The 13,752-nt window shown below is 62.5% G+C and carries 13 protein-coding genes and 1 riboswitch; of the genes, 5 read left to right on the top strand and 8 right to left on the bottom strand.

Going from position 1 to position 13,752, the window contains the following annotated elements:
* Window positions 1-40: 40 nt before the first annotated feature.
* The 4 genes from J2X24_RS01350 to J2X24_RS01335 form a co-directional block, all read right to left on the bottom strand.
* Complete coding sequence (locus tag J2X24_RS01350; RefSeq protein WP_209715473.1) at window positions 41-376, bottom strand: hypothetical protein; 336 nt, start codon at window positions 374-376, stop codon at window positions 41-43.
* A gap of 188 nt (window positions 377-564) precedes the next feature.
* Window positions 565-1,587 carry a type I glyceraldehyde-3-phosphate dehydrogenase gene (gap, locus tag J2X24_RS01345; RefSeq protein WP_209715470.1) on the bottom strand — a complete coding sequence of 341 codons (1,023 nt, stop codon included), beginning with the start codon at window positions 1,585-1,587 and terminating at the stop codon, window positions 565-567.
* A gap of 163 nt (window positions 1,588-1,750) precedes the next feature.
* Complete coding sequence (locus J2X24_RS01340) at window positions 1,751-3,259, bottom strand: sensor histidine kinase (RefSeq protein ID WP_310002366.1); 1,509 nt, start codon at window positions 3,257-3,259, stop codon at window positions 1,751-1,753.
* A 227-nt stretch (window positions 3,260-3,486) separates the two neighbouring features.
* Window positions 3,487-4,218, bottom strand: a complete 732-nt coding sequence (locus J2X24_RS01335) for a response regulator (RefSeq protein WP_245344353.1) — start codon at window positions 4,216-4,218, stop codon at window positions 3,487-3,489.
* Window positions 4,219-4,408: 190 nt separating this feature from the next.
* Here J2X24_RS01335 and J2X24_RS01330 point away from each other — a divergent pair, with 190 nt between their 5' ends.
* On the top strand, window positions 4,409-4,855 hold the full coding sequence (locus J2X24_RS01330) for a CREC-EF hand family protein (protein WP_209715467.1): 447 nt from the start codon (window positions 4,409-4,411) through the stop codon (window positions 4,853-4,855).
* 315 nt (window positions 4,856-5,170) lie between these two features.
* Here the strand turns inward: J2X24_RS01330 and pelA are convergent, their stop codons facing one another.
* Window positions 5,171-6,286: a pectate lyase gene (gene pelA, locus J2X24_RS01325; protein WP_209715464.1), complete on the bottom strand. Its 1,116-nt coding sequence runs from the start codon at window positions 6,284-6,286 to the stop codon at window positions 5,171-5,173.
* 37 nt (window positions 6,287-6,323) lie between these two features.
* Window positions 6,324-8,312 (bottom strand): transketolase, encoded by a 1,989-nt coding sequence (gene tkt / locus J2X24_RS01320; RefSeq protein ID WP_209715461.1) that lies wholly within the window; start codon window positions 8,310-8,312, stop codon window positions 6,324-6,326.
* 126 nt (window positions 8,313-8,438) lie between these two features.
* Here tkt and J2X24_RS01315 point away from each other — a divergent pair, with 126 nt between their 5' ends.
* The 3 genes from J2X24_RS01315 (at window position 8,439) to J2X24_RS01305 (ending at window position 10,702) form a co-directional block, all read left to right on the top strand.
* Entirely contained in the window at window positions 8,439-8,738 is a 300-nt protein-coding gene (locus J2X24_RS01315; protein ID WP_209715458.1) for a hypothetical protein, read from the top strand.
* Complete coding sequence (locus J2X24_RS01310) at window positions 8,738-9,067, top strand: cell division protein ZapA (RefSeq protein WP_209715455.1); 330 nt, start codon at window positions 8,738-8,740, stop codon at window positions 9,065-9,067. Before J2X24_RS01315 ends, J2X24_RS01310 begins: the two co-directional genes overlap by 1 nt.
* 96 nt (window positions 9,068-9,163) lie before the next feature.
* Window positions 9,164-10,702, top strand: a complete 1,539-nt coding sequence (locus tag J2X24_RS01305) for an MDR family MFS transporter (protein WP_209715452.1) — start codon at window positions 9,164-9,166, stop codon at window positions 10,700-10,702.
* 114 nt (window positions 10,703-10,816) lie between these two features.
* On the opposite strand, the gene J2X24_RS01300 is transcribed toward J2X24_RS01305, so the two are convergent.
* Window positions 10,817-11,107: a 4Fe-4S dicluster domain-containing protein gene (locus J2X24_RS01300; RefSeq protein WP_209715449.1), complete on the bottom strand. Its 291-nt coding sequence runs from the start codon at window positions 11,105-11,107 to the stop codon at window positions 10,817-10,819.
* A gap of 89 nt (window positions 11,108-11,196) precedes the next feature.
* On the opposite strand from J2X24_RS01300, the gene J2X24_RS01295 reads away from it, so the two are divergent.
* Window positions 11,197-12,348, top strand: a complete 1,152-nt coding sequence (locus J2X24_RS01295) for a hypothetical protein (RefSeq protein WP_209715446.1) — start codon at window positions 11,197-11,199, stop codon at window positions 12,346-12,348.
* A 2-nt stretch (window positions 12,349-12,350) separates the two neighbouring features.
* Here the strand turns inward: J2X24_RS01295 and J2X24_RS01290 are convergent, their stop codons facing one another.
* A complete protein-coding gene (locus J2X24_RS01290; protein WP_209715444.1) occupies window positions 12,351-13,340 on the bottom strand; it encodes a sodium:calcium antiporter in 990 nt (329 codons plus the stop codon).
* A riboswitch (yybP-ykoY riboswitch) is annotated at window positions 13,335-13,537 on the bottom strand. It overlaps the preceding gene by 6 nt.
* Window positions 13,538-13,752 lie beyond the last annotated feature (215 nt).

Genomic DNA, 13,752 nt, shown 5'->3' with positions numbered 1-13,752 from the left:
ATGCAGGCTTTAGGACGCCCGGCCCATATGATCAAGGCTTTTACAGCACCGCTTCGAGACCGATGCTGACCAGCCACGCAGCGAACAGCTGAAGCGCCAACTGGACCAGGCCCCAGGCCACGAAATGGCGGGTATCGGGTGTTAAACCGGGCGTGAAGCGACGATAGTTCTGGGCCAGCGAGCCGTAGATACTCAGCCAGATGACCGGCATGACGACCAGCATAGCCAAGTTCAGCGCCTTGAGCTGACCATCGGTCGTATGGGTGAAATTGATATAGAAGGCCGGCATGAGAACGGCGCCGATGGCGGTCGCCCAGCCTATAAATCTCAAATAGCTAAAGGGCTTTGGATAACAAACGTCCGCGGGTCTTTCCATTGTCGTCCCCCGATGTGCGACTTCCGTCAAAGATGGCTGCCAGTCATATGGGGCGAATTTACCGTTCGCCAGTACCGTGCATTTTAGTCCTTAAGCATATTTCGCAAAACCGGCATTTCGTCGCAGCTGAAAAAAGAAAACCCCGCCAGAGTGTCTCCGGCGGGGCCAATTTCCTAAAAACTGGTCTTTTACAGGAACTTTGAGAAGGCAATGGCCGTATCGGCCATGCGGCTCGAGAAGCCCCATTCGTTGTCGTACCAGCTGAGAATGCGGACCAGCTTGCCCGAAATGACCTGGGTCTGGTTGAGCGCGAAGGTCGACGACGCGGGTTCATGGTTGAAGTCCGACGAGACCAGCGGCTCATTGGTGTAGGCCAGCACGCCCTTCATCGCGCCGTCGCCGGCGGCGACGATGGCGGCGTTGATCTCTTCCTTGGTCACTTCACGCGAGGCGTTGAACACCAGGTCGACGGCCGAGACGTTGGGGGTCGGGACGCGGATCGACGAGCCGTCGAGCTTGCCCTTCAGTTCGGGCAGGACCAGGCCGACGGCCTTGGCGGCGCCGGTCGAGGTCGGGATCATGGAGAGTGCCGCGGCGCGGGCGCGGTACAGGTCCTTGTGCATCTGGTCCAGCGACGGCTGGTCGTTGGTATAGGAGTGGATCGTCGTCATATAGCCCGACTCGATGCCGCACAGGTCGTGCAATACCTTGGCGACCGGCGCCAGGCAGTTGGTCGTGCACGAGGCGTTCGAGATGACCATGTCTTCGGCCGTCAGGGTATCGTGGTTGACGCCGTAGACGATCGTCTTGTCCGCGCCGTCGGCGGGCGCGGAGACGATGACGCGCTTGGCGCCGGCTTCCAGGTGGGCGGCGGCCTTGTCGCGGGCGGTAAAGATGCCGGTGCACTCAAAGGCGATGTCGACCTTGAGGTCCTTGTGCGGCAGCTCGGCCGGATTCTTGATCGCCGTCACCTTGATCGGCGCGTAGGTGCGGCCGTTGGCGGTGATGACCAGGCTGTCACCTTCGACCTTGACGTCGGCGGGGAAGCGGCCATGGACCGAGTCGTAACGCAGCAGGTGCGCATTGGTTTCCACCGGGCCCAGGTCGTTGATGGCTACCACTTCGATATCCGTGCGATTGTATTCAACGATCGAGCGGAGGACGAGGCGGCCGATACGGCCAAAACCATTGATGGCGACGCGAAGAGCCATGGGTGGAATTCCTTTCTTGCGACGAAGCGATATGCGCGGCCGTTTTTTAACCTGAGGGCAGGGAAGTCAAGCCTTAAATGTCCCGGATATCAGGATGATAGCGATAACGGCTAGCTGCACCGCCTAGATAGGTCCTGCGTGCAATGATCACAAGGAATGCAGGTCAAATCTTGCCCGGCCTGGGCAGGGTCAATTTGGCTTCCAGGCCTGAAATTGTACGGCCTTCGTAGCGGTTGGCCAGCGTCAGGGTGCCGCCTTGGGCCTCAACGAGGGCACGGGCGACGCTTAGGCCCAGTCCGGCGCCGCCGGTATCGCGGTTGCGCGACGTTTCCATGCGGAAAAATGGCTCGAAGACGGCCTCAAGCATGTCGGGCGGCAGGCCCGGCCCGTGATCGCTCACGCGCAACTCGACGTGATCGCCGCGCGCCGTCAACTCCAGCCGGCAGTCGCCGGCATAGCGGCAGGCGTTCTCGATCAGGTTGGTGATGACGCGTTTGAGCGCGACCGTATCGCCGCGCACCATGATGTTGGGATCGATACGCGCCGGCTCCATGGGGCAGACGGCGGCCATGTCCTCGGCCAAGGCCTCCACCAGGGCCGAGAAGTCGACTGGCCGCAGGGATTCGCCGAGCTTGTGCGCCGCCGTGAAGCTCATGGCCGACTTGATCAGGCCGTCCATGTGGCTGATGTCGTCGCCCAGCTTGTCCTTCAGCGGCGAAGGCAGGTCCTCGATGCGCAACCGCATCCGGGCCAACGGGGTCTTGAGGTCGTGGGCGATGGCGCCCATCAGCGCGGTGCGGCTTTCCATCTGCTTGCGGATGCGCGCCTGCATGGCGTTGAGCACGTCGGCGGCGGCGCGGACCTCGCGCGGGCCGACGGCCAGGATCGGCGGAGCGCCGGCTTCGAAACCGACCTTGGACGCGGCTTCGGAAAAGGCGATGATGGGCCGGGTCAGGCGGCGCGACAGCCACCACGCCAACGGCAGGATGAGCAGGGCCGTCAGGCCGAAACCAAGCAGAAGCCGGGTCTGCCATGGCTGGATCCACGCCTTGGGCGGGGTGACGACGCGGTAGCGGCCGTCGGCGAGCTTCCAGGCGGCGCTGAAGCTGGGATAGAAGACGTCATCGCCGTTGCCAGTCGAGAAGACGCGGAAACGGGGGCCGGGCTCGCCCTGGGGCAGCGGCGGCGGTCCACCGTCGCCAGGTATACGCATCCTGAATTCTTCACGCATGACCATATGCGGTCCGCCGCCATCTCCGGGCGGCGGCCCATCATCGATACGCCGGGCCCAGCGGCCGCCCATGTGGTGCGGAGTGAATTTCACCCACACCGAATCCGCCGGGACCTTCAGTTCGGCGGCCAGGCGCGCCGCCAGCATAGCTTCGATGGCGCGGAGGCGACGATGTTCGGGTGAGGTATCGACATAGGCCGGCGCGACGGCGGTGGTTTCGGCCCTGAGGCGCTTGCCGTTGTTCAGCCTGACTTCACCACTGCGCAGGGCCGTGGCGACTTCGTGGATGGAATAGCCGGGCGGCGGCGGATCGGGCGCCTTGAGCACGATCAGGGTGTTGATGCCGAGCGCCAGGACCAGCACAGCCAGGCTCAGGCCCAGCACCTGCCAGAAGATGGGCAGGGAGATGAGGTGATGGGATTTGGGACCAGACGAAGACACCTATTCGCCCTCCCTGCTTGCGGGGAGGGGGGACCATTGGCGGAGCCAATGGTGGGCGGGGCCTCTTAGGTTGGATAGGCAGACAAAGGAGTTGATCAAGCGCATTACTGTTTGAAAGGCTGGAGCAAGCCGGATGTTCGGTAAGCCCCGCCCACCATCTGCTCCGCAGATGGTCCCCCCTCCCCATGAATGGGGAGGGCGAAGATGCGGGCGTCCTTGTGCTTCAATCATCTCAGCGGTTTGAACATATAGCCAATGCCGCGGATGGTGCGGATGATTTCCTCATTGTGATCGTCGCCCAGCTTGCGGCGCAGACGCGAGATCTGCACGTCGATCGCCCGGTCGAAACTGTCCGAATTCGGCCCGTGCATGGCGTCGAGAATCTGGTCGCGCGTCAGCGCCCGGCCCGGCCGTTCCAGGAACACCCGCAGCAGTTCGAACTCGGTATTGGACAGGGCGACCTGGACGCCGTCCGGCCGCGTCAGCGTGCGCTTGATATTGTCGAGTTGCCAGCCGAAGAACTGCGTCACCGGCGACTTGGCGCCGAACTGCGGGCGTTCTTCGCGGCGGCGCAGCACGGCGCGGATGCGTGCCAGCAGTTCACGCGGATGGAATGGCTTGGCCATATAGTCGTCGGCGCCCAGCTCAAGGCCGACGATGCGGTCGATTTCCTCGCCGCGCGCGCTCAGCATGATCACCGGCGGCCCGCCCTTTTCCGTCAGGCGCTTGCAGATCGACAGGCCGTCTTCGCCCGGCATCATGTAGTCGAGCACGATCAGTTCGATATCGCCACGCGCCAGGATCTTTTCCATGTCGCGGCCGCCCGCCGCCGTATGCACCTCAAAGCCGTTATTGCCCAGAAAGGCGCCGGTCAGGTCACGGATATCCTTATCGTCGTCGACGATCAGGATGCGGGGAGAGGGGGGAGAGGAGAGCTGCTGCATGGCGGCCATGGACATGGTGGAAGACCCTGAAAAGACTTGAGATGAGCGCAAACTCTCTGATCCTTTGGGCCTTCTGATTGCGGTGGGGCAATATAGCATCTTATTGCCGCCACAATCCGCCCTTTTTTGACATCACGTGGCAATGTGGCCTGCCTAACCTGGACAAGCCCGGGGTATGCCCCGGTGACTGACACAGGGAACTGCCATGTCGAATCTCAAATCCCCTTATCTTATCGGCCTGACCGCCGCTGCGGCATTTGGCCTGATCGCCGCCGTCGCTGTTGCTGCCGACAGTCCCAAGATTGAAAAGCGTGACGTCATGATCCGCATCGCGCCGCCGGCCTTCGCCGATATCGACACCAACAAGGACGGCGCCGTTTCGCCGGCTGAATTCGACGCCTTCCATGCCGCGCACGAACCGCCTCTGGCTGAAGGCGACCTGCCGCCACCGCCGCCAGGAGGCAAGCGGATGCGTATTCTGCGGATGGAGGGCGGCGACCTCGATGCCAACAAGGACGGCAAGGTCAGCTTCGCTGAATTTTCCGGGCCCATGAAGGCCCATTTCGACGAGATGGACGCCAATAAGGACGGCGTGCTCGACGACAGCGAGCAGCCGAAAGACCGCATGTTCGAGCGGCGCCTGCGCAAATAGTGTCCGGGTACGGGCTCCACCTCCCGGAGCCTTACCTTGCGCGGCAAGAGTTGAGAGTCTCTTGCCGCGCCAGACTGACCGGAGCGTCCCCCACGCTCCGGTCTTTTTTTATCACAGGCGCGACGGATCGTCCGGACGGGTGCGTTTGATGACTGAAGCGGCCCGGCACGATCACGCAAACCTGACTGGCGTGGTTAACGGGAAGCCGATAGAACATAAGAGCTTCTGATGTGATCTGGTATTTCCCGGCACCAGAATCTGCAGAAGAAAGTCGTGGCGACCGCCGTTGCCACGACTTTTTCTTTGCCCAATCCGCTAACGCTTAGCTTTCCAACGCGGATAATCAACATTGATTGTTGTGGCGGGCCATTCGCCGTACCACGAATAACCCGAACGGCGTTCCGGATGGATGTCGGCGTAACTTGCTACGCGTTTGCCGTCGCGATTGGCCAGTACGACCGAGTTGTCATTCAGGTTATAGAACCGCGCCCACAGGGGCGGCGCGGACGGATCCGCCACCAGCCGGCGATCGGTTGTGGCCGTGTGGTAATCGTACTTGACGGGCTCGGGCAGGGTAAAGGTCTCCAGCCGCACACCGTCGATCTGCGATCGCTTGAGCCAGGCGACCGAACCCTCGATACTGGCGATGACCTCTGGCGACGGATCGGGAATCGTCATCAGATAGCGCAGCACCTCGACCGTTTCCTGCGACACGATGGCCGGCAGTTCAAAGCTGCGCCCGCCCGATGGGGCAAGTGAAACCGGATCATATTGTCCCGCCCATCCTGTCAGTTGGCCCTGCTGCCTCACCTGAAGCTTCAGAAGGCAGGCTTCGCCCCTGGCAACGGAATCAGAACTTCGGCTGCGGCGTGTTTCGTCAACAGACTTAAAGGGATAGGCGTTTCCCTTAATCTGCCGTAGCAGGTTTAGATTGCCCGAGGTTACCTCGTCGGCAATGGTCAGCTTGGGGTGGTAGGATTGCTTGGCGGGTACGGTGTGCGGCCAGCCGCCACAAGCCGTCATCTGCTGGTTCAGGATCAGGTCGAGCCCTTTCAGCGCGCTTTCGCGATAGTCCTTGCGGCCGGTCTGTTCATAGGCCGCCATCAGATAGGCGACCTGGGTATAGATGTTGCGATTGTCGAAGGAGAAGTCAGGCGACGGCTTTTCCGCCAGCGCGGCGGCCTTTTCGTCGGCGCTCAGGATGCGTGCCGGATCGCGGTTTTCGATCCAGCCGCCATTGTCGTGCTGAAGCAGCAGAATGTTGTCGGCGATCGCCGTCACGTCGTCAGACGCATAGCGCGCGTAGTCGCTGCCGTGCCGGTTCTGCCAGTGATGAACGGCGTCATCGAACCCGGCCAGAGATGGCGCAGCAGAAATGGCCGTCATGGGGATGACGGCCATTGCACAGCTCAAAAGCAACGATCTGAACATGACATGTCTCCATCCAATGATCTGGATGGAGACAGGATTACAGCGCGGCCTTGGCGGCGGCAACCACGGCGTCGGCGGTGATGCCGAATTCCTTGAACAGACGGTCCGCCGGGGCCGAAGCGCCGAAACCCTTCATGCCGATGAAGGTGCCGGTATCGCCGATGAACTTTTCCCAGCCCATGGGGCCGGCGGCCTCGATGGCGATGCGCACCTTGGCCTTGCCAATGACCGACGCCTTGTAAGACTTGGTCTGCTGGTCGAACAGGTTCCACGACGGCGTCGAGACGACGCGGGTCGCGATGCCTTCGGCTTCCAGTTGTTTCTGGGCGGCGATGGCGATCGAGACTTCGGTGCCCGAGGCGAACAGGGTGACCTTGGCGTCGCTTGATGCCGCGCTCAGTTCGTAGGCGCCCTTTTCGACCAGGTCGCCGCCTTGACTGCGAACGGCCGGGACCTTCTGGCGCGACAGGACGATCATCGACGGACCGTCGGCCTTCAGGGCCGCCTTCCAGCTTTCGGCGGCTTCGACCATGTCGGCCGGACGGAACAGGTTCAGGCCGGGCATGGCGCGGAACGAGGCCAGTTGCTCGACCGGTTGGTGGGTTGGGCCGTCTTCGCCGACACCGATCGAGTCGTGCGTCATGACGTGGACGACCTTGGCGCCCATCAGGGCACCCAGGCGGATAGCCGGGCGGCCGTAGTCCGAGAAGACGAAGAAGGTGCCGGCGTAGGGAATGACGCCGCCGTGCAGCGCCATGCCGTTCATCGCCGCGGCCATGCCGAATTCGCGCACGCCATAGTGGACGTAGCGGCCGGTATAGCCGGTGGTGTCGAACGCTTCCATGCCCTTGACGAAGGTGTTGACCGAGCCGGTCAGGTCGGCCGAGCCACCCACCAGGGTCGAGATCGCCGGTACCAGCGTCGCCAGCGCCTTGCCTGAGCACGAACGCGTGGCGTCGGCGACCGGGGTCGCGATCGAGGCCGCGATGTGGGCGTCCAGCGCCTCAAACGCGTTATCCGGCAGCTTGCCGCTCATGACGGCGTTCAGTTCCGCGAACTTCGGATTGGCCTTGGCGGCGTCTTCCCATTGCTTGCGGACGCGGCTGGCCTTGCGACCGGCCGACAGCCAGGCGTTCCTGACATTGTCGGGCAGGGTGAAGGGCTCGTGCAGCCAGTCCATGTGCGCGCGGGCGGCCTTGATCTCGTCGTCGAACAGGTTGTAGCCGTGGCCGTGCTTGTCGCCTTCCAGCGAGCCTGCGCCCTTGGACACCTTGGTGCGGCAGGCGATCATCACCGGGCGGTCCTGCTTGGTCGCCCAGCGCATGACCGCGGCCAGCTTGGCGTGGTCGTGGCCGTCGACCGACTTGACGGCCCAGCCCGCAGCCTTGAAGCGCGCCAGTTGGTCGCCAGTTTCGGCCAGCGTCGCCCAGCCGTCGATCGTGACATTGTTGTCGTCCCACAGGACGATCAGGTTCTTGAGCGCCAGACGGCCGGCCAGCGAGATCGCTTCGTGGCTGACGCCTTCCATCAGGCAGCCGTCGCCGGCGATGACCCAGGTGCGGTGGTTGATCAGGTCGTCACCGAAGCGGGCATTGAGGTGGCGTTCGGCCATGGCCATGCCGACGGCGGTCGCCAGCCCCTGGCCCAGCGGGCCGGTGGTGCATTCGACGCCCGGCGTATGGCCGTATTCCGGGTGGCCCGGCGTGGTCGAACCCCACTGGCGGAAGTTCTTGATGTCTTCCATGCTGACCGACTTGAAGCCGGTCAGGTGCAGCAGCGAGTAGAGCAGCATCGAGCCGTGGCCGGCCGACAGGACGAAACGGTCGCGGTCCGCCCAGTCGGGTTTCTTCGGGTCGTAGCGCAGGAACTTGGTCCACAGGACGGTCGCCACATCCGACATGCCCATCGGCATGCCCTGGTGACCGGATTTGGCGCGGTGCACCGCCTCCATCGACAGGACCCGGATGGCGTCGGCCATCAGGACGCCGGACGGTTTTGCCGTGGTTTCAGAGGGGCTTGTGGACATGGGTGAGTCTCGATTAATCTATTAAGGATTCGTTGATTTGGTTCGAGCCTTTACCCGAAGCGTTTACATTAGGGTAGGGGGTAATGACGGGTCACCGGCAAAATGTCTCTTGAGTGGGAGCGTTGAATGGAAAATCCGCAATCGACAGGCCAGTTCGGCGGGTCGTTGAGCATGGCGGTGGATCGCCTCGACCGGGCTTTGGCGGCTCTCGAAGCGCGCGTCCAGGCGCTGAACAATGGCGAGCCCTTGCCGGAGTATGCGCCGCCGCCCGCCCAGACCAGCGAGGACGTGCAGCAAATCCTTCGGGAACTGGACAATGTCCGGTCCGAGAAGGAGCAACTGGCTGCCGCCGCCAACGACGCTTTCGAAGCGCTGGGCGCCGCCGCCGCCAATATCCGCATCCTACTGCGCGACGAGGCGGCGTAATGGCTGAGGTTACGGTCAAGGTCAACGGAAAGCCCTATACGATCGGCTGTGCCGATGGCCAGGAAAGCCGTGTCCAGGAGCTGGCGCGCGTTTTCGACGAACACGTTGGTATGGTCGTGTCCGATGTTGGCTCCATCGGCGAGGTCCGCCTGTTCCTGATGGCGGCGCTCCTGATGATCGACGAGATGCAGGACCTGCGCAGCCAGGTCAATGACGCGACCTCGGTCAATGCCCGCATCAATGCCGGCGTCCACGAGATGGAGCGCAAGGCGGCGTTCGCGATCTCCGACGCTGCTGCCAGGTTGGAAAGGCTTTTAGGAGTCGCGTAGGCTGCTCTACCGCCTCAAATCTTTCAGGATTTGAAGCGTAGGTATGCCATCTTTACCGGCATTGGTCTAAGGCCGTCGCTTGCGGAAGGATTTCCTATGAACGCAACGGCGCCGGCCATCGACCCAAAGGACATGCGCGGCATCATCATCGGCCTGATGATGGTCATGCTGCTGGCCGCCATCGACCAGACGATCGTCTCAACCGCCATGCCGACCATTGGTCGCGAACTGGGCGATATCGAGCACCTGCCGTGGATCGTCACCAGCTATCTCCTCAGCTCGACTGTGGTGACGCCGCTCTATGGCAAGCTGGCCGACATCATCGGCCGGCGGACGACCATCATCACAGCAATCGTCATCTTCCTGGCTGGCTCGGCCCTATGCGGGCTTGCGAGCAATATGTGGTTCCTGGTTGTCGCCCGCGCCATCCAAGGCCTGGGCGGCGGCGGGCTGATGTCGCTGGTCCAGACGGTCATCGCCGACATCGTGCCTCTGCGTGAGCGCGGCAAGTACCAGGGCTATTTCGCCGCCGTCTTTACGACCTCCAGCCTGGGCGGTCCGGTACTGGGCGGTGTCATGGCCGAAAATCTCGGTTGGGCGTCGATATTCTGGGTCAACCTGCCGGTCGGGCTCGTCGCTTTGTGGATTGTCCATCGCGGCCTGGCCAAGCTGCCGCGCTATGAACGGCCGCACAAGCTGGACTTGATAGGGGCTGGCCTGATGGCGATTGCTGCGGTGGCCCTGCTGATCGCTCTGAACACGCACGGCGGGACGATAGCGGGCGTGCCGTTGTGGGGACTCTATCTGGCATCCGGTGTGTTCTGGCTGGCCTTCGGTCTGCGCCTGAGATTGGCCGATCAACCATTGATTCCGACATCCTTGCTCGGCAACAGCATCGTGCTGCGCGCGACGATCGTGTCGACCCTGGCCATGGGTGTCCTTATGGGGATCGGTGTCTATAATCCCCTGTATCTTCAACTGATATATGATCTGAGTGCGTCGCAGGCGGGGCTGGCCCTGACGCCGCTCAGTCTGGCGATAGTGGCGGGTTCGCTGATTTCAGGCCGGCTGATCACGAAAGGCAACGGCCAGCATTACAAGCTGGCGCCGATGCTTGGCCTTTTGGCAGGCGCGATCGTCTATGCCGTCCTGGTCGCCTTTCCGAGCGGCCTGCCATTTTGGGCCTATATCGCCATCCTGATGGTCGCCAATCTTGGTATCGGCACTATGTTCCCGGTTACGGTGTCCGCCATTCAGAATGTGGTCGAGCGTCACCAGATGGGCACCGCCACCGGCATGATGAATTTCTTTCGCGGCCTGGGCGGTGCGATCCTTGTGGCGGGCTTTGGCGCCGTTTTGTTCGGGCAGATTTTCCAGTTGCTGGGTGAAGGGGCAGCCGCGGGCCTGACGCCGCAGGTGCTGGACGAACTGAAGCATGTCAATGGTGCGGCGGCAATCTTCCGGCCGCTGTTCGGCCTCGGCGCCCTGGGTCTGGCGGCCAGTTTTCTGGTCCTCTGGTCGATGGAAGAAAAGCCCATCCGCGGCTCCGAACCAACCGTGCCCCAGCAGGTCGAGGCCGCCACGCCCGGCGTGCTGGAAGGTGCTGATCTCAGCAAGTCGAACCCAAAAAAGTGAGTCGTTTCAGAGACTGAGCTTTAAACCTGCAGAGTTGGATTCAAGACGTACGTCGACGGTAACGAGATTGATAAAATTCCTTTACTATCATATAGTTAAGGAATGATTCTAATCTTATTGGCGTCGTGCCAGGGTTATCGCCTTTTCCGGGCAGGATTGCACGCATAGCCCGCAGGCGCGGCAGGCCTCGGCATTGACGGCATAGGCCTGCTTCCAGCCGTGGACGAAGCCCCTGACCCTGGCCAGCATCCCAAGTCCTGAGCGATCCTCCTGCGGGACGATGCCCAATTCGAAGACCTCATAGGGGCAGATGACCACGCAGTCGGCCTTGCCCTCGCAGGCGGCACGATCGATCATCGGCGCGAACACACCGGGTTCCTGCTTGCATGAATCGCCTTTGGCCATGGGTTATTTTCCCCCGTTTCGGGTGCTCCGCACACGCTCTTTTAAGCCTTGTGGCCTAGGGTATGCGCAGAAATGGAGTCCCTTTGCTGATGAACGCCCGCGCCGCCTATGGCAAGCCCGCAAACACCGCCAATGGCGAAATTCGCAACCTGGCCAATCTGGGCGAGACGGCGTCGACCAGCCGCGTGCTGAACCTGGCGCAGATTTCCATGACATGTTCGCGCGAGGACGGCTACGCTTCGCAGCCTTTTTTCCGCAATTCGACGCTCAATCGCGCCCTGCTGATCAAGCACACCCTGCGCGCCAACGAACGCGACCTGTTCGCCAAGCCGCGCCGCACCGTCACCAAGGTCATTCTGCCGTTCGACGCCAACGACCTGCGCCTGGGCGGCCGGTCGATCTTCGTCAATCAGATCGGCTTCGACTCGTTCGCCAAGTCCTACTTCAACGTCGACAATCCGAATGCCAGCCTGGACGTCCAGCTGCTGAGACATCTCGACGATATTCCCTCGCTTGACCCTTTCCTGGTCCGCGAGCACCTGGCGCGCTACGAGTTCCGGCCGGCGGCCTGCTATCTGAAGATCTCGCCGCGCGATCTCGAGGAGATGGCGACCTTCACCAACGAGGAAATTCGCCGCCTCGTCCTGGCGGCGTGCGGCGAAGGCATGGAGGTGGCGGCGATCAAGCTCACCTCGAAGATCCTGGCCAATAACCTCGATTCCGATCTTGAGCCGCTCCGCCAGACCTTCCGCATGAGCCCTGAGGAGTTCGCCGAAGGCATGTTCTCATGGCGCGGCTTCCTTTATTTCAAGTGGCGCCAGACGGCGCTGCAGGCCGAGATCGGCCGCGTGGTCAAGGGGCTGGCGGAATATCGCCCGCTTGGGCCCGCCGATGAAGGCACACGCGATTACTTAAAAACCGCGCCGACGCGCCTGTCCAAGCAGATTATCACCGCCATCCTCAATACCCGCCGGACGCTGGACGTCTATGACGGCGCGTACAAGGCGCTGATCGAAGGTTCGGACCCGGCGCCCTTCCGCAAGTTCCTGCTCGACGGGCCGTCGATGTTCTTCGGCCTCGGCGAATGCATGGGCGTGCTCGGCCACATCGGCTCGTTCTGGTCGTACCGCATGGGCGGGAAGATGCGGCACCTGCGCCTGACGCCGCCCGAGTATGCCGACATCCTGGTCGATTTCGAGGACAGCCTCGTCAATATCGAAGGCCTGGCCATCGACGACTAAGCTCAGGAAAGGCACAGCCAGCCGGCGAACAGGCCGTAGAGCAGGCCCACGGCGGTCAGGGCGCGCGCATCCATCCTGCCGCGCCGGAACAGGACCAGCATGACGACCATGGCCAGGCCAGTGACCAGGCCCGAGACCAGCAGGGTTGCGTCGAACCGCCACGGCGTGAAGAACAGGCCCAACGCCGAAGGAATGCTGGCCTGGATCATCATGGCGCCGGAGATATTGGCCAGGGCCAGTTTCGCCTTACCCTGGCGGACCCAGATAATGGCGTTCATGGCCTCGGGCAGTTCGGTCGCGACCGGGCTGAGCAGCAGGGCGACAAGGTGGGGAGACAGCCCGGCAAGCGCGCCGATGGCCTCCAGTTGACTGACGAAGACGTGTGAGGCGCCGGCGATGACCAGCAGGGCGAGGCCGACCTGAAGCGCCGCCCATTGGAAGCCGGGCTTGGAAGGCCGCAGCTTCAACGGTTCCAGTTCCGCGTCTTCGGCCTGGCCATGTTCGCTGCGAATTTCGCGCCAGACGTAGACAGCGTAGGCCGACAGGAACAGGACGCCCAGCCACGGTTTCCAGGCAAAGGCAATGAGGCCCAGCGACACCTTGACGATGAACAGGCCGAGAAACGCGATCTGGTCCTTGGCCAGCGCACGGCCGTCGGCGTCGATGATGTAGCCCGACGCCTTCAGGCGGTTGCGATTGAGCCACCAGACCAGGCCGACAATGCCATAGGCTATGGTCGCCAGCACCAACGGCCCGCCCATGGCGGCGCCGACGCCGATATCCTTTTGCTCGGGCGTCTGACCGAAGACGACGGCGGTGAAGGTGACGGCCGATTCGGGCAGGGCAGTGCCAAACGCCGCCAGCACGCTGCCAACGGCGGTGGCGCCGAGTTTCATATGCTGGCCGCACCATTCGATGCCGTTCACGAAATACTCGCACGCCAGATAGATGGCGACCGCTGAGCCGAAGAACAGGAGGAGGGTGATAAGCATGGTCATCCGGGCCGGGCAAGCAATCGAAACCGATGGCGCAGAAATACGGCTCGCCCGGCAAGGCGTTCGTATCCCTGACCAAAGGTCTTGCCTGCTATGCCTGCGCCATGGACCTGCGGGTCCAAGTATGTTGACGCGGGCGGCGCGTTCGCGCGGATCAATGCGCGAGGCGTCGGCTACTCCCCAATGACAGTGGCGCGTCTATGAAGACCGGCGCCGGATAAGTCAAGTCACTTGCCGTGCGACACTTTTGCGACTTTGGCTGGTGCTGCCTCTTGAGTTCGGGGCTTCGCGGCCTTATGTTCAGTCCCGGCGGGTCTTGCTGCGGCTCACGTCAGCGATCACCTAATCCTTCTGACCTTAATCTCTTAGAACGGGGACTGTCCCTGACTGAGGCCGTGGTCTCTATCAC

The organism is Asticcacaulis solisilvae, from assembly GCF_017875235.1.
Classification (GTDB): Bacteria; Pseudomonadota; Alphaproteobacteria; order Caulobacterales; family Caulobacteraceae; genus Asticcacaulis; species Asticcacaulis solisilvae_A.
Note: the sequence above shows the minus strand (reverse complement) of the source record. Positions and strands in the feature narration are given on the sequence as shown.